Annotated in this window: 16 protein-coding genes and 1 pseudogene; 11 read left to right on the forward strand and 6 right to left on the reverse strand. The window is 51.9% G+C overall.

Annotated elements, in window-relative coordinates:
• Positions 1 to 314: 314 nt before the first annotated feature.
• Entirely contained in the window at positions 315 to 614 is a 300-nt protein-coding gene (locus tag IGR76_06630; GenBank protein ID MBF2078189.1) for a type II toxin-antitoxin system RelE/ParE family toxin, read from the reverse strand.
• The gene (locus IGR76_06635; GenBank protein MBF2078190.1) at positions 611 to 871 is read right to left on the reverse strand and encodes a type II toxin-antitoxin system ParD family antitoxin; all 261 of its coding nucleotides are present in this window, start codon (positions 869 to 871) and stop codon (positions 611 to 613) included. The genes IGR76_06630 and IGR76_06635 overlap by 4 nt, the downstream gene beginning before the upstream one ends.
• 394 nt (positions 872 to 1,265) lie before the next feature.
• Here IGR76_06635 and IGR76_06640 point away from each other — a divergent pair, with 394 nt between their 5' ends.
• Entirely contained in the window at positions 1,266 to 1,505 is a 240-nt protein-coding gene (locus tag IGR76_06640; protein MBF2078191.1) for a 2-oxoisovalerate dehydrogenase, read from the forward strand.
• Positions 1,484 to 1,723 (forward strand): type II toxin-antitoxin system HicA family toxin, encoded by a 240-nt coding sequence (locus IGR76_06645; GenBank protein MBF2078192.1) that lies wholly within the window; start codon positions 1,484 to 1,486, stop codon positions 1,721 to 1,723. Before IGR76_06640 ends, IGR76_06645 begins: the two co-directional genes overlap by 22 nt.
• Here the strand turns inward: IGR76_06645 and IGR76_06650 are convergent.
• Positions 1,661 to 1,807 carry a hypothetical protein gene (locus IGR76_06650; GenBank protein ID MBF2078193.1) on the reverse strand — a complete coding sequence of 49 codons (147 nt, stop codon included), beginning with the start codon at positions 1,805 to 1,807 and terminating at the stop codon, positions 1,661 to 1,663. The two genes, IGR76_06645 and IGR76_06650, sit on opposite strands and share 63 nt — an antisense overlap.
• A gap of 4 nt (positions 1,808 to 1,811) precedes the next feature.
• Between IGR76_06650 and IGR76_06655 the strand changes: the two genes are divergently transcribed.
• Complete coding sequence (locus IGR76_06655; GenBank protein ID MBF2078194.1) at positions 1,812 to 2,384, forward strand: Uma2 family endonuclease; 573 nt, start codon at positions 1,812 to 1,814, stop codon at positions 2,382 to 2,384.
• Between the two features lie 81 nt (positions 2,385 to 2,465).
• Here the strand turns inward: IGR76_06655 and IGR76_06660 are convergent, their stop codons facing one another.
• Together IGR76_06660 and IGR76_06665 are read right to left on the reverse strand one after the other, a co-directional pair.
• Positions 2,466 to 3,455: a sensor domain-containing diguanylate cyclase gene (locus IGR76_06660; protein ID MBF2078195.1), complete on the reverse strand. Its 990-nt coding sequence runs from the start codon at positions 3,453 to 3,455 to the stop codon at positions 2,466 to 2,468.
• A 171-nt stretch (positions 3,456 to 3,626) separates the two neighbouring features.
• Complete coding sequence (locus tag IGR76_06665) at positions 3,627 to 4,970, reverse strand: homoserine dehydrogenase (GenBank protein ID MBF2078196.1); 1,344 nt, start codon at positions 4,968 to 4,970, stop codon at positions 3,627 to 3,629.
• 250 nt (positions 4,971 to 5,220) lie between these two features.
• Here IGR76_06665 and IGR76_06670 point away from each other — a divergent pair, with 250 nt between their 5' ends.
• From IGR76_06670 to IGR76_06695, 6 genes are all read left to right on the forward strand, one after another.
• Complete coding sequence (locus tag IGR76_06670) at positions 5,221 to 7,476, forward strand: hypothetical protein (GenBank protein MBF2078197.1); 2,256 nt, start codon at positions 5,221 to 5,223, stop codon at positions 7,474 to 7,476.
• A gap of 277 nt (positions 7,477 to 7,753) precedes the next feature.
• Complete coding sequence (gene psaI / locus IGR76_06675) at positions 7,754 to 7,870, forward strand: photosystem I reaction center subunit VIII (GenBank protein ID MBF2078198.1); 117 nt, start codon at positions 7,754 to 7,756, stop codon at positions 7,868 to 7,870.
• Positions 7,871 to 7,943: 73 nt separating this feature from the next.
• Positions 7,944 to 8,423: a photosystem I reaction center protein subunit XI gene (locus IGR76_06680; protein MBF2078199.1), complete on the forward strand. Its 480-nt coding sequence runs from the start codon at positions 7,944 to 7,946 to the stop codon at positions 8,421 to 8,423.
• A gap of 249 nt (positions 8,424 to 8,672) precedes the next feature.
• Positions 8,673 to 9,017, forward strand: a complete 345-nt coding sequence (locus IGR76_06685) for a cupin domain-containing protein (protein ID MBF2078200.1) — start codon at positions 8,673 to 8,675, stop codon at positions 9,015 to 9,017.
• 173 nt (positions 9,018 to 9,190) lie between these two features.
• The gene (locus IGR76_06690) at positions 9,191 to 9,805 is read left to right on the forward strand and encodes a hypothetical protein (protein ID MBF2078201.1); all 615 of its coding nucleotides are present in this window, start codon (positions 9,191 to 9,193) and stop codon (positions 9,803 to 9,805) included.
• A 22-nt stretch (positions 9,806 to 9,827) separates the two neighbouring features.
• Positions 9,828 to 10,346: a hypothetical protein gene (locus tag IGR76_06695; protein MBF2078202.1), complete on the forward strand. Its 519-nt coding sequence runs from the start codon at positions 9,828 to 9,830 to the stop codon at positions 10,344 to 10,346.
• Here the strand turns inward: IGR76_06695 and IGR76_06700 are convergent.
• Positions 10,343 to 11,503 (reverse strand): histidinol-phosphate transaminase, encoded by a 1,161-nt coding sequence (locus tag IGR76_06700; GenBank protein ID MBF2078203.1) that lies wholly within the window; start codon positions 11,501 to 11,503, stop codon positions 10,343 to 10,345. The two genes, IGR76_06695 and IGR76_06700, sit on opposite strands and share 4 nt — an antisense overlap.
• Positions 11,504 to 11,858: 355 nt before the next feature.
• Here IGR76_06700 and IGR76_06705 point away from each other — a divergent pair.
• Together IGR76_06705 and IGR76_06710 are read left to right on the forward strand one after the other, a co-directional pair.
• A pseudogene (locus tag IGR76_06705) lies at positions 11,859 to 12,005 on the forward strand (IS5/IS1182 family transposase).
• A 676-nt stretch (positions 12,006 to 12,681) separates the two neighbouring features.
• Positions 12,682 to 14,544 (forward strand): NAD(P)H-quinone oxidoreductase subunit F, encoded by a 1,863-nt coding sequence (locus IGR76_06710; GenBank protein MBF2078204.1) that lies wholly within the window; start codon positions 12,682 to 12,684, stop codon positions 14,542 to 14,544.
• Positions 14,545 to 14,596: the final 52 nt, after the last annotated feature.

A 14,596-nucleotide genomic window follows, 5' to 3' on the forward strand; every position in this document is an offset into this window, starting at 1 on the left:
GAACGCAAAAGCAACGCTGGGCGCAAGGCTATCGATGTGTTGCTGATGTTCAAACAACTGGGGACCTCGATTAATTCCGTTTTGACGATTGTAGGATCTCAAGTGAGATCGAAAGACCTCTGCTAGAAACGCCGCCTACTTGACTTTCAAGACAATCGCCAATCTTGTAGGGCGGATCGCCTTTTCTTAAGAAGATGTGCGATCGCCTTTTGGAGTCGGGAGGAGCGATCACTGATTTGGATGAAGAAGGGGCGATCGGCCTTTGTGGAGAATCAGGAGCGATCGCTGATTTAGATGAAGAAGGGGCGATCGCGCTAATTTGAATCTTCAAAGAGAGTTGGAAAGTCGCGACGACCGCTTAGAACTCGGAGAATTTCGATCCCATCGTCCAGAACTCTGTAGAAAATAATGTAGCCGTCTATTGACAATCCTCGTAGACCTGGACGGATGTACGCATAGCTCTTTCCACTGTTAGGAAATGCAACAAGCTGTCGGCATTTTTGAGCAAAGGTTAGGAAAAAGCGTTCGCCTGCTTCAAGGCTTGTTTCTGCGAAATAGTCGGCAATTTCGTTTAAGTCTTGGCTGGCAAGAACGTTGATAACATAGCGACTCATGCCTGATCTGTTGGCTGAAACCGTTCTAAAATGCGATTCACAAAGATTTCACCGTCTATTGGAGGGGTGTGGTGGGAGGTATCCATTGCCGCATCAATCTTGACTCGAACGGCCTCAACCCAGTCTGCCTCAGAGCGTTCGTATTCTTCTAGAAGTTGCAGGGCAAGTTCTAAAACCTCTTCAGCAGATTGGTACTTTCCAGTTTGAAGTTTGGTTTGGATAAAGCGCTCTTGATTGGGGGTGAGGCTAATACTCATAGGAAACTTCTACTTAAGCTAGTTCCTCTATTTTAGGGCGATCGCCTTTGATGGCGGAAAAGGATGTATGGAGAAGATAGGAGCGATCGCCCTTAGTGGAGAATCAGGAGCAATCGCCCCTTCCAAGATCCCCGACTTCTTTTCAAAAGCGAGATGATCCTGTTAGGCAGCGCAGAAGAAGTCGGGGATCTATGCCCCAAATAGGAGCGATTCTGCTTTGCAGAGGCTTCGCCAACGCCTTTTGTGGAGAATCAGGAGCGATCGCCTTTTGGATTAGGAGGGAGCGATCGCTAGACTGTAGATCCTGCGCCAGTACCGTTACTCCACCAGCTTCAAGACAATGGAAATTCTTCAATAGATACTCGATACTATAGACCATGCAAAGGGAAAAACCATGACTCAAACACAAACCACAGAAATCATATTCCTAGTCGAAGAGGATCCCGAAGGCGGATATGTAGCAAGAGCAATTGGGGAGTCTATTTTTACGCAGGGTGAAACTCTGGAAGACCTGCGGGAAATGGTGAGAGATGCTGTGCAATGTCACTTTGAAGATCATGAACGCCCTAAGCTAATTCGACTGCATATTGTGCGAGATGAGGTCATCGCTTCATGCAGTTGCCAAGGGACTTAACGGGCTCGCAACTTATCAAAGCTCTGGAAGTTCTAGGGTATACGGTTACTCGACAAACAGGCAGTCATATTCGAGCAACAACGCAGGAAAACGGAGTACATCACATCACAGTTCCGAACCACAACCCTATTAAGCCCGGAACCCTCAACGCAATCCTAAAAGACGTAGCCAATCACTTTGAGATCGATCGTGATGAGTTGTTGAGGCAAATCTTTTAGAGAAGAGAGAGCGATCGCCGTTTGGATTAAGAAGGGGCGATCGCCTATCCTTAAGATCAAGGGAGCGTACTGGAGTGAAGCCACAACTATGACTATGGGTAGCCGGCATGCCTATTTCACACCAGACGAATACTTAGCCATTGAACGCATTAGCCCCATCAAACATGAATATCTGCAAGGTCAGATGATTGCGATGGCGGGAGCCAGTAAAGCTCATGTCATTATTACCGGAAACCTTTCGGCTCAGTTTGTTAATCATCTACGCGGTACAGGCTGTATTTCCTACGCTGCCGATATGAAAGTCCGCCTTCCAGCCCTAAATATTTTCTATTATTCCGACTTGTCCGTAACCTGCGATGAGCGGGATCGTGCTTCCAATGAAGACTATATCTTGCATCCCAAACTGATTGTCGAAGTCCTATCTGACTCTACCGAAGCCTTTGACCGTGGCGACAAATTTTCCGACTACAAAACAATTCCAGAACTACAGGAATATATTTTGATTCATCAGAAACAAATCTTGGTTGAACAGTTTCAGCGTAAAGCCGATAGCTTGTGGATGCCTCGCATATATCGAACGGGTGACACGATCGAGTTTGTCAGCATTGACCTCCCATGCGCCATCGAAACCCTCTACGAAAACATCGACCAACTGTCCTAAAGGATAATTATTCCTTTGATATAGCGCTAGCCATATCGGTTAGGACATTTTGGTGGGGCGATCGCTCTAAAACCGCTCTCCCTAAAGCAACGGTTGGCACACAACTCGATTCCGCCCCTGCTCCTTGGCCTGGTATAACGCCTTATCTGCCTCATCAATCAGTGTCATCATCGACATGCCCTTAGACGGAATCGTGCTAGCAACGCCCAAGCTAATGGTGACGAAGCGTTGTTCACCGCCTAAATTCCTATGCAGGATCTTGAGATCGGCGATCGCCTGTTGAATCTCCTGGGCAATCTGCGTCGCACCCGCTTGATCCGTATCCGGCAGAATCACCGCAAATTCCTCACCCCCATAACGGGCTAACAGATCACTCGGACGCTTCACCACCGACTGCGCAGCCTGGGCAACCTGGACCATCTGCAACTCTTCGGCCTTTTGTTCTGCCTGTGCCAACAGTTCCGCCTGCTTCACTGCAACCCCAAGGTGCGCCGCAACCTGCATGAGAAATTGCACTTGGGTGTCTTGCCATTCGTAGGGTTTGGAATGCTGATAGGCGGCCAGTACGCCCCACAACCGCTGCCCAATGAAGATTGGAACCGTTGCGTAGGCTCGAATGTGAAATTGCGCCAGGATATCGAGGTGGCATTGAGACAAGTCAGCTTGATAAACATCCGTCACTACGAGGGGCTGGTTATCGCGATAGCGTCCGCCTTGGTGTTCTTGCAGGTAGGAGTCGTTCCAGACCGTTTTCTTGCCCAGCGCTTCAAGGGCGTTCCAACCGGGCTCTGCAAGTTCAAACTCGCTGACGAACTCGCCTCCCCAATCGTCACAAAAACGGTAGACGGCGACTCGTTCAACTTGGAGTAACTTACAGGTTTCCTTGGCTGCCGTCCGAAAAATCGTTTCCAGATCCAGGGAGGCTCGAATTTTGCTAATGACACGATTCAGCATGTGCTGCTGCTGGTCTAGCAGTTGCAGATGTAGCGATTGCTCTTGAAGTTGTGCCCTTAAGGTTTTAGGCGTTGGCATGCCACCTAGCCAACACGCAATGCTGACTATAGGCTGCATGATTAAGCGACGACCAACACGCAGAAAAGACACGAGCAAGAGGGACGAACACAGGGTGCATCAACGACTATCACTTTCATTTAATACCTAAGGCTGCAAGGTATACAGATCTTGTAACCTAAGCATTAGCGTTGGTAATCCTGCCGGGAGTGACGTTCTGGACATCCGCGACTATAAGACTCGAAGGACGCTGGCGATCGCCTCAATCGACTCGTAGCTGCGAATTTCCGCTAAGGCTTGGTTAAAATCACCTTCGCGTACGTCGTGGGTAATCACCACAATTTCGGCACGCTCATCCTGGCGATCAATCTGCACAACCGATTCTAAGCTGACATTGTGATCCCCAAAGCAAGTGCCCAATTTACCGATCACCCCTGGGCGATCTTTGGCAATCACACGGGCATAGAAGCGGGTGGACAGCTCGGTCATCGGCGTGACGGTGCAGTAGTGCTGATGGGAGCAGGCCAAGAGCGGATCGAGGGGTTTATCCTGGGGGGCAACGCTAGAGCCGCGATCCACGGTGAGGATGGCCGCAATGTTCAGCACATCGGAAACCACCGCACTCGCCGTTGGCCCCGATCCGGCTCCGGGGCCAAAGAACATCACCTGTCCCACCGGATCACCTTCAATCAGGATGGCGTTGTAGACCTGGTTGACACTGGCGAGGGGATGATGCTTGGGCACCAAGGTCGGATGAACCCGAATTTGCAGATGATCAGGTTCTTGAAACTTGTCGGCGGTGGAGTCGGTGGTTGAGTTTTCGCGTTTGGCGATCGCCAACAGTTTGATCGTAAATCCCAACTTATCGGCGTAGGTAATGTCCGATGCCGTCACCGTTCGAATTCCTTCGCAATGGACATCGGCCAGTTTGACCCGTCCCCCAAAGGCCAGGGACGCCAGGATCGCGATTTTATCCGCCGCATCCAGTCCATCCACATCTGCCGTGGGGTCGGCTTCGGCATACCCCAAGCGCTGCGCATCAGCCAGCACATCGGCAAAGTCGGCTCCTTCCTCCTGCATGCGGGTCAGGATGTAGTTGGTAGTGCCGTTCACAATCCCGGTAATGGAATGAATGCGATTGGCGGATAGGGATTGCTTGAGGGGTTCAATCACCGGAATGCCGCCTCCCACTGCCGCTTCCAGCAACACGTAGACGCCTGCCTTTTCGGCAGCGGTAAAGATCTCGTCGCCATAGCGGGCGATTACGGCTTTGTTGGCTGTGACGACGTGTTTCTTGTGGGCGATCGCCCTCAGAATTAACGACCGAGCAGGCTCCAAGCCCCCAATGAGTTCCACCACAATATCCACGGCTGGATCGGTCACGATACTCTCTAGATCCGTGGTGAAACAATCGGCAGGCAGATCGACCGTGCGTGGCTTATCGAGCGATCGCACCCCAACGCGATAGATGTCTAATTCGCTGACCAGCGGATGTCGCTGCCCCGGATCGAGCAAAATTTGCACCGTCCCTGTGCCCACTGTTCCCAATCCGAGTAACCCAATCTTAAATCCCACAATCGTGAACCCATGCGTCAGTTGGTGGTACGTCTGCTGATTCAGCACACGATGTTCATTGTATAGCGCTAGCTGCGCTGTTCGCACGGGGAGTATCAAGGGGGGAGTTTGACCTCAACGAGGATGCTTTGCCATTGCCAATCGTAAAAATTAGGGGAATGACGCGGAGTAGTTTTGGGTTTGTCCGTTAAACTAATTTTGCTGCGGTCTAGGTTTCGGCATTTCCATACTCTCCGAACAGGGGTTTGCAATGGCATATTGGGAGTTTTTGTTACAGCAAGAAGGCGATCGCTCATGGCTACCGCTAGAGGTACCGACCGTCGAAATTTTGGAAGGACGATATCGTGTTGTCGCCCGATCAAACCGGGTTAATACCCCTGTCGAAGTCCGCATCATCCATCAAGCAGATGCAGAGCCGGAGGGTCAGCCCAAACCTCGGATCCAAAAGCGCACCTCAAAAACGAATCAAGACGGCCTGATCGTTGTTCTCCCCTTCACCTGGCTCCAACCGGGACAGTGGGAACTGCGTTGCGCTAGCGATCTCATGGCAGAAATGATGGGACAGGCTTGGTCGCATACGGTTCAGCTCCATGTACAGCCTAAGGAATCGGGCTTAGAAGACGACTGGATTCATGAGCTAGAGCAGGAACTCAGCGCTGACTCGGCTTCAGAAGTACCTGAGGAACCCGCTGTGGTCGCTGCATCGACCGCTCCTGCACCCGCGCCCGCCCCCATTCCAGAGACTGCTGACATTCCCGTTGCCGACCGGGTGACTACGTTAGAGGAGCCGTTAGAGGAATCCACGCCAAAACCGGAGCCTGTACCCGTTGGCGTGCAGATGGATCAAGACAGCTATACCCTGCGGCAGTCCCATCCTTTCGTACTGACGGGTACATTGCTCCCAGATCGGTCGCGTAGCGTCTCTGCAAGAGAATCGTCCGATGACTCCGATGAATCGCCAGAACAGCCTGCCGAATCGGTGCGTGTCCCGTCCGGCTATATTCAGGGGCTTCAGGTGCGGTTGATGAATCCCCAAACGGGCGACGTTTGCCTGGATCGCACCATTGCGGTCAACGTGTTGGCGCTGCCGTTTACCTTTACCTACCATATAGACGATGTGGAGTCTGCGGATACGCATCTCTTAATCGGTCAACTCACCGTAGTCGGGCAGGAGAATCAACCCCTAGCCCAGCAGTCGTTTACCGTTGCCACCGATTTGGAACGTCTTCTACAGGCAATCGCCGATGACTCGATTTTTGAAGGATTGGGCGACTTAGACGATCTGGCTTCTCCCTTTGCCCTAGCGGAACCGCCGGATCTCACCCTGCTGAATCTGATCTCTGCCGATCAAGAGGCGATCGCCCAGGGGGAATCGTCGTTTCAAGTCACCCATACCGAACCGATTCCGCCTCAGATCTACCAACCAGAGCCTAGCACCGATGAATCGCCTCGACGGTTGCTAGATCTGCCCAATTTCGAGAGGGTCGATCAGGCTTCGGAGTCTCTGGTCGCGGAAGAGGGGGTTGAGCCTCAAGCTCCAGAATCTCTAGATGCTCCGTTCGAAGAAGGGGTACACCTCGCGGTTAACGAAGACAGGGATGAGCGTGATGTCGAGGAACATGCGCCCGATGCTATCCCCGTAGATGCAGAGATGAACAAAGATGCTGAGATAGATTCTCTGCAAACTGTTCCAAACGTAGCCGCTCCTCACTTACCAGACTTTGTCGCTACTCCGGAGATGCCCGAATGGACACCGACGCCTGTCGTCCCAGACGCGGCTCCCCAAACGGTGCCCCCTTCCTCAACAGACTTGGAGTTTCAAGCGCTCAATTTGCAAACCCGCTTCCTACAACGCCTCAGCGCGTTGGCGTCCGATTCGGAATTACAGAATTGGTTGCGATCGCACTATCCTCCGGTAGACAGTCCCGCAACACCCGCAGAGTCCAATGGGCATCTGGGGAACCATGCGTCACCGGAACTCGTTACGGTGGACTTTTCAGGGGATTTGGGTGATCCTCTCTCGTCCCGGGAATTTGTCATCGATGATGACGAGGAGGGCGATCGCTCTGCCGATTCAGAAGCCGCTGCCCCTGCACAATCCGAACCGACCGCTATCCCCAAACCGTTGAAAATACCGGATGATCAACCCATTCCGACGCCACAGCTCACCTTACGCAGTCAAGCTTTGATCGCCGGACAGCCCCTCCAAATTACCGTGACGTTGCCGAATCTGCACCCGCGTCTCTCCGTCAAGCTCTGGGTGCAAGATCCGCAAACGCGGGAGCTTCTCGATGGCCCCTACTGGCTCACCACCTTTGGCCCGAATGGTCATGACCAGCTTGAATCTGGACTCCAGATCATAGTTCCCTTTGGATGCGTCGAGGTGCAGTTTGAGGCGATCGCCGTTGAGGTGGCGACCCAGCGCGAGAGTCGAAAAACCTCGGTGCATCGTGCGGTGATTCCCCCGGATATCTCTGCATCGGCAATCGATGATTTGGGATTGTAAGAGATTAAGATTCATAAATTTTTCTCTGGCATCGCCTCAATTTCGCCATCTCATCGGAGAGAGGCGGAGGGGGCGATCGCTAAATCCCTAGAACAACGCCATGGTCTAATCCCTTGCTAGGTAACGAGTTGAGAATTTTAGGGTTTAGATCTATCCCGTAAAACGTCCCCAGCCCTTTGCTACTTTTGTTAAAAATCGTTAGCACTTCGCAATTTATGTCTAATCCGCAGTAAATTCGACTGTGATGATTGTTGACCGTACATAGGAAACGAAATTTATGGCGGCGTCATACTTGCCCTCGATTCTGGTTCCCATGGTGGGACTCGTATTCCCGGCTGTAGCAATGGCTCTCTTGTTTATTTACATCGAGCGCGAAGATGCAGCAGGGGTTTAGAGCTTCGGTTCTTACCTAAAGCGTCTAAATCTTGAACTCGTTATGTATTAACTATTGGAGACCAATTTCAGCTATGACAATGGACGTAGTGAACGCGGGTGGCGATCCTCAAGTAGGGAACCTCGCTACTCCGATTAATTCCTCTGGCTTCACGAAAGCATTTATTAACAGCCTGCCTGCATACCGGGCGGGTTTGTCTGCACAACGGCGTGGCCTCGAAGTAGGCATGGCACACGGCTACCTGCTGTTTGGGCCTTTTGCTTACGGTAGCCACTTCCGCAACTCTGAGCTTGCGGATTTTGTCGGCGTTGTATCCGCTGTGGTGCTGGTTCTGATTCTGACGATTTGTCTATCTCTATACAGCAGCACGGGTGTTGGTAAGCCTACCGCTACCTTGACCACCCCCAATCCCCCTGAGTCGTTGGGCACCAGCGAAGGCTGGAGTGATTTTACCCAGGGCTTTTTGCTGGGTGGTATGGGTGGTGCTGTATTTGCCTACGTGATTTTGCAAATCGTCAAGGCAGGCATCCTTGGAGCCCTATTCAATGGCTAGAGGTTCTCTCTGCCAAATCTGACTAGGCAACTGTTTAGCTTTCCAAGGTTGAGACTCTCGATATCGGGAGTCTTTTTTAATGGCTGCGTTTCGTCATACGGCGATAAGCATCCAACTGGGTGAGGGGGAAATCCTGCTGTTGGGCGATCGCCCCCCTGGAACTTGGGCGTACAGTGAAGGTCATAGAGGTATATGGGCATTCTCTGAACTTATGGTTAGGCGGTCAGAACGTACAGAAAGGAGACCACGATGAAAAACGAGCAGGCTGCACCTGAAACGAAGGGTGTCACGGTGGAGTTGCTATCAGCCCTTGACCTTGGCTCTGAAATCGAGGGCATGGCAGGACGACAGCTTCGCATGCGTATGGTAACCATCGAGCCTGGAGGCGTCTTCGGCCCGATTCACGACCACGTAGATAGACCGGGCATGGTCTACATTCTCCAAGGAACGATCACGGATCATCGCAATGGAGTCGCTACGGAGTATGGGCCGGGGGTAGGCTGGCCTGAGGACAGGAACACCCCCCACTGGCTTGAGAACAGAGGAACGATTCCGGCGGTGGAGATCTCGGTCGATATCGTCAGGCAACCGTAAGCGCAGTTCCACCCTTTACCTCGTCTCCCCATAATGCGCTGTAGCGGACTCTTCGTCAGGCACTGCGATCCTCCTCTCTGCTGAGCTTGCATCGTGCAGCGTCATCAAACAAACTGCTTTGACCCAATATTTCAGAAGGCTCTATTCACTCATTTGGGAATGGGACTATCACCATGCAACGAACAACGATGATCGCGATCGCCGCCGCTCTAGGACTGGGGCTGGGTGTCGGCGCAAGCTTTATATCCACTCGCTCTCCGGCCAATCTCTCCTCTGGAGAATCAACGGTGGTCGCTGATGCGGATCTCTCCACCTCGTCTAGTAGTTCCGATCAACAAATAGACGAGTCAAAGACGGAGGGCGATCGCGAGCCCTCATCATTAGAGAACCGCACCTCTAGGTCAGACAATCACACCGTGCAGGCGGACGACGTTAACGCCGCTCCCAAGCCCGTTGCCCTCACGTTTGATGCCCAAGCGACTCACTGCCCCAAAGACGGCGGCGGCGGCCCCTTAATGGGTCTGTATATGACCGATACTCACCTCATCTACGTCTGCCAAGGGGGTGAAGGCCGGGACGACTGGCGACAGCTCGACTACTACGCGGTGAAGCGTACCCAGCCCGATGAGTGGATTCGTCTACGCGCCTATATCACCTCTGGCCCTGGATTCTACGCCGAAAATGGTAATTACCGTTATGAAATTGATCCAACCAGCCTCACCGTTTTAGAGGGAGACTCTGTTCTTTCCCAAGAACCCGTTCGGCGTTGTAAAGGCGATTGTTCCTAAGGTTTAAGAAATACACTGCATCATGAAACTTTTTTCTCATTTGGTGATCGCAAGTCTGGCATTGACACTGGGAACCGGATTAAGCAGTTGCGCCCCACCCTCCGACACCTCTAGCATCTCAACGACTAGCGCTATTTCCGCCTCGACTCCTACGCCACCAGAGGCTGGAAGCATCACTCCTAACATTGCGGAGATGGCGACCGGACATCAAGATTATGTCGCTGTTGCACTCGATTCCCTCCCTAAGGGCGTAGAGCAGGTTGGCACCGATCCAGAGGCGATCGCCCTGCAAATGTTTGGCCCCACGGAACCCGTTGAAGGCTTTTTTGAACAAACGGTTCAATCCGAGCAGGTGAATGATCAAACGATTGTCACTCTTACCCAAACAGGATTGCCGGATGACTCGATTCGCGGAATGCGCTATCGCCTGGAATTTGAACCCACCAATGCAGGCATCTGGAACCTGCAATGGGTCGGCAAGCAATACACCTGCCAACCCGGACGGGGCAGCCAAGAGTGGACCACGGAATGGTGCAGTTAACCCAATTCAGCGAGTACCGTCCGCAGGCGAGAGAGCGACCGCTGATTTTCCTCCGGTGTACCCACAGTGAGGCGAATGCCGCCCCCGGTATGGCGAATCAGCGAGCCATGCGCCTTCATCTTCAAAAACAGCGTTTCTAACCCGTCATCACCTCCAGACTGTCGTCGGACGTAGATAAAGTTGGCATCACTCGGCCATACCCGTAGTTCCGGCATCGCCACCAGGGCATCGGTCAGAGTTTGACGTTCCTGGAGCAACAGCGGAATCGAGGCCAAGAGTGCCTGCCGATGTTGTAAAACCAGCAGTGCCCCGATTTGGGAAAAACTCGGCAAGTTATAGGGCAAGCGCACTTTCTCCAATGCCGCAATCAATTCAGGATGGGCGATCGCATAGCCCACCCGCAACGACGCCAACCGAAACGCTTTGGAGAAAGTTCGCAACACGACCCAGTTGGAATGCTGTGCTAACTCCGCAACAACAGTCGTTTGGCTAAATTCAAAATAGGCTTCGTCGATGATCACCAGAATGTGGGCGGGGAGCGATCGCAGCCAGTTTAGTTCCGCCTCGGTCATGGTGTTCCCAGTGGGTGAGTTGGGATGCACCATGCACACCACCCGAATCGGGGGAATATCTTGCTCTTGAGACGTCTCTTCGGAATCAGCGATCGCACTTCGAGCCGCGTCTAAATCTAGCTCAAAGGTTTCGTCAGAGCGATCGATGCTAACCACTGGAATGCCGAGCGTTTGCGCCAGAATGCCGTACATGGAGAAGGTTGGTGTTGCCACCAAAATAGAGCCTTCGTTGCCCAAACAGGTCGCAATCAACAACGACCGAATCAACTCATCCGATCCGTTTCCTACAGAGATCTGTTGGGTCGTGATACCTGGATCTACGGGGGCAGATTCGTTGACATATTGGGCGATCGCGTCTTTCAAGCTCGCGTGGCGGCCATCAGGATAGCGGTTTGATTCAATCTCGTTTTGAAACTGCCAGCCAAGTTTCTCCTTCAGATCCGCAGGTAAGTCGTAGGGACTTTCGTTGGAATCAAGGCGATCGATTGCACCTGTATGAGCCTGCACTGGACTACCATCTCCCCCACCGGGATGGGGCACGTAGGCGGAAAGGTAGGCAAGGTCAGAGCGCAGAAACGGCAGCATAGGATTGAGTGGGGAGTGTAATGAACCATTTCCATCTTATTACAGGGGAGTTCTCCGGAGGGCGATCGCTCTGGTTACAGGGGAGTTCTCCGGAGGGTGATCGCTCTGGGTGTGAGATCTGCGACTTCTGCTGTGGGTTGTGCTGTAACCTATTGAGTGGCTAACCAGAAGCCGCAGATCTTGGGTACGGAAGGCGGGGGGCGATCGCTCCCCTGTACCAAATTCCAAAGGTTTCTAAACAGGCGATCGCCCTTGTTCCACAAACCGTAACAGAGCATTCAGATCTGCTGTAGGTTGCAAAGTGACCCGTTGGATCGCAAATGAGAAGTCGCAGATCTTTGTATTGGGCGTTGCGCGGGTCGAGGTAATTGAGCGGCAGTCAGAGACCTTTGAGGTGTTGCCGAAGCGGTGGATTGTCGAGCAAACGTTTGGGTGACTGAATCGATTTCGATGGCTAAGCAAAGACCATGAGGTGTATTCAGAGGTGAGTGAAGCGATGATATTGAATCCGACTCGCAAAGTAGCACTATTTCAGAGCCCCCTCCCAACTTTCCCTTGCTCTAGACGCGAGGCGGATTCCCGTAGGGTAGGGGAGGTGCCGTCAGACGCCGGGGTTCAGTGTCACCCTATAGCAGGATTCCGTATGATTTATGACTCCTTAATGTGCTTAATGCTTCGACGTTTAACAGCGGCTTAAGATTTACTTTATAAACTAGCTCCAACTTTTCCACAGTCCATCGAAAGTTTTCCACAGCCTCATAAGTTTTCCACAGCCCTGTAAGTTTTCCACAACTTCTTTCAAAATCTAGGGCTTGGTGTAGTAGATACTCAGGACAGCGTGCTGATATCAGCAAAAATTTTAGCTCAGTGAGCAGCCAATTGCTCACTGCATAAGACCTCAAAACCTTTTGCCAGTAAGCGATACAGGCAATTCACAGCTACCATTCCGTGCGTTTGATAAGAAATTTCTTGAGCAGTAATCAGAAATTTTAGCTAACCCAGACTCACGTAGATGCCCTTTAAAGGTTAATCTATTACGTATAGGCTTTTAGTGATGCAAATCTAGTTCTTGATAGATTAACCCGTCGTCGGTGGTCGATTACACCACCTTGGGGTGTTGGTTTTTGTGTCGCTATCAACGTCCAGGCTTTAGCGTCCATTTTATTGCTGGGTATACCATGAATCTGCTTTTTGCACAGACTGCATGGCTCATTCCATGCTATCCGTTAATCGGAATGCTCCTATCGGCATTATGGTTTCCGTCGATTATTCGCCGGACAGGGCCTAGACCTGCGGGTTATGTCAATTTTGTAACAACGTTTCTTGCCTTAATCCATGCTGTGTTGGCCTTTCCGTCTCTTTGGAATCAGCCTGCACAAACACAGGTCATTTCCTGGTTACAGGTTGCGAATCTAAATCTGTCGATCCCGATTGAGGTGTCTAGCGTTACGCTAGCCGCCTGTATCGTCGTTACAGTCTTGAATTTACTAGCACAAATCTATGCCATTGGTTATTTGGAAATGGATTGGGGCTGGGCACGCCTATTCTCGCTGTTGGCGATGTTTGAAGCGGGGATGACGGCTCTGGTGCTGTGTAATTCGCTGTTCTTTAGCTATATGATCCTTGAGGTTTTGACCTTGGGAACCTATTTGCTGATCGGCATTTGGTTCAATCAACCGCTCGTGGTGACTGGCGCACGCGATGCTTTCTTGACCAAGCGAATTGGGGATTTGTTTTTGCTGATGGGGGTTCTAGCGTTATATCCCCTTGCCGGAACCTGGAATTTTGATGACTTGGCAATCTGGGCTGCTACCGCAGACGTGAACCCAACCGTCATGGCGTTGGTTGGACTGGCGTTGATTGCAGGCCCGATGGGGAAATGCGCTCAGTTTCCGCTGCACCTGTGGTTGGATGAGGCCATGGAAGGTCCGGTGCCTAGTACTGTTCTGCGAAATTCTGTGGTTGTCGTGACTGGGGCATGGGTATTAGTCAAATTGGAACCTGTGCTGGCCTTATCTCCTTTTGTGATGTCTGCCACGATCGCCATTGGAGCCTTGACCGCATTGGGTGGTGTTTTGATTGCGATCGCCCAAATTGACATTAAGCGATCACTTTCGTACCTCGTTAGCGCTTACATGGGGTTAGTATTTATTGCGGTTGGTGCGGGTTACCCTGGTATTGCGCTCTTTTTGTTGCTGCCCTATGCCCTGTCAATGGCGCTTTTGGTGATGTCTACAGGCGCGATCGTTCTCAACTGCATTACCCAAGACTTGACTCAGTTGGGTGGTCTGTGGAAAATTCGCCCGATTACGGGAATCAGCTTTTTAGTCGGTGCAGCGAGCTTGGTCGCCTTCCCTCCCTTGGGCGGATTTTGGGGACTGTATCCGTTAGTGGATAGTCTGTGGTCAAGCAGTAGAGCCTTGATGGGGATTGTGTTAGTGGTTAACGGCTTGACAGCGTTTCAACTAGCACGGGTGTTTGGTCTGACGTTTGGAGGCAAGCCTCAGCAAATGACCGAGCGATCGCCTGAACCCCTTTGGCTGGTGGTGATGCCGATGACACTGCTAGTCGGATTTGCTTTGCACTTACCTCTGATTCTCAATTCCTTGGGACTGTTGCCCGACTGGACGGTGCTGAGTTCCGTTGCGGGAACGCTGTTGGTTTGGTCAACTCTGTTGGGGGCAGCCGTAGGGGCGTATGTCTACCTAAGTCCTTCGGTTCCCAAGCCTGTGCAAATTCCAGTACCGACGTTCCAAAATTTGCTGGCCTACGATTTCTACACCCCCCGAATCTATCGGTCTACGGTGGTGGGTGGTGTAGATATCCTGTCTCGGATTATTGACTGGTGCGATCGCTATTTTGTCGATGGATTTGTAAACTTCGTCGGCTTGGCATCGCTCTTTAGCGGCGAGGCGCTGAAGTACAACAACACCGGAAAAGCTCAGTTCTACGTCTTTACGATTGCGGTCGGTTTATCGGTCATCTTGGCCATGGTGAGTATTCCTTTTCTCTCTGAGTCCCCGTTGCTTGCGGCTCCTTAGGACGACGCGATCGCCCCTTGGCACAACGGGGATTCTCCTAAGACACAATCTT

It is taken from the genome of Synechococcales cyanobacterium T60_A2020_003, from assembly GCA_015272205.1.
In the GTDB taxonomy this organism is placed as follows: Bacteria; Cyanobacteriota; Cyanobacteriia; order RECH01; family RECH01; genus JACYMB01.

What these genes read in the sequence shown, in the direction of transcription:
- IGR76_06630 (MBF2078189.1), bottom strand. Translation starts at nt 614, where the DNA reads ATGAGTCGCTATGTTATCAACGTTCTTGCCAGCCAAGACTTAAACGAA.
- IGR76_06635 (MBF2078190.1), bottom strand. Translation starts at nt 871, where the DNA reads ATGAGTATTAGCCTCACCCCCAATCAAGAGCGCTTTATCCAAACCAAA.
- IGR76_06640 (MBF2078191.1), top strand. Translation starts at nt 1,266, where the DNA reads ATGACTCAAACACAAACCACAGAAATCATATTCCTAGTCGAAGAGGAT.
- IGR76_06645 (MBF2078192.1), top strand. Translation starts at nt 1,484, where the DNA reads ATGCAGTTGCCAAGGGACTTAACGGGCTCGCAACTTATCAAAGCTCTG.
- IGR76_06655 (MBF2078194.1), top strand. Translation starts at nt 1,812, where the DNA reads ATGACTATGGGTAGCCGGCATGCCTATTTCACACCAGACGAATACTTA.
- IGR76_06660 (MBF2078195.1), bottom strand. Translation starts at nt 3,455, where the DNA reads ATGCAGCCTATAGTCAGCATTGCGTGTTGGCTAGGTGGCATGCCAACG.
- IGR76_06670 (MBF2078197.1), top strand. Translation starts at nt 5,221, where the DNA reads ATGGCATATTGGGAGTTTTTGTTACAGCAAGAAGGCGATCGCTCATGG.
- psaI (MBF2078198.1), top strand. Translation starts at nt 7,754, where the DNA reads ATGGCGGCGTCATACTTGCCCTCGATTCTGGTTCCCATGGTGGGACTC.
- IGR76_06680 (MBF2078199.1), top strand. Translation starts at nt 7,944, where the DNA reads ATGACAATGGACGTAGTGAACGCGGGTGGCGATCCTCAAGTAGGGAAC.
- IGR76_06685 (MBF2078200.1), top strand. Translation starts at nt 8,673, where the DNA reads ATGAAAAACGAGCAGGCTGCACCTGAAACGAAGGGTGTCACGGTGGAG.
- IGR76_06690 (MBF2078201.1), top strand. Translation starts at nt 9,191, where the DNA reads ATGCAACGAACAACGATGATCGCGATCGCCGCCGCTCTAGGACTGGGG.
- IGR76_06695 (MBF2078202.1), top strand. Translation starts at nt 9,828, where the DNA reads ATGAAACTTTTTTCTCATTTGGTGATCGCAAGTCTGGCATTGACACTG.
- IGR76_06700 (MBF2078203.1), bottom strand. Translation starts at nt 11,503, where the DNA reads ATGCTGCCGTTTCTGCGCTCTGACCTTGCCTACCTTTCCGCCTACGTG.
- IGR76_06710 (MBF2078204.1), top strand. Translation starts at nt 12,682, where the DNA reads ATGAATCTGCTTTTTGCACAGACTGCATGGCTCATTCCATGCTATCCG.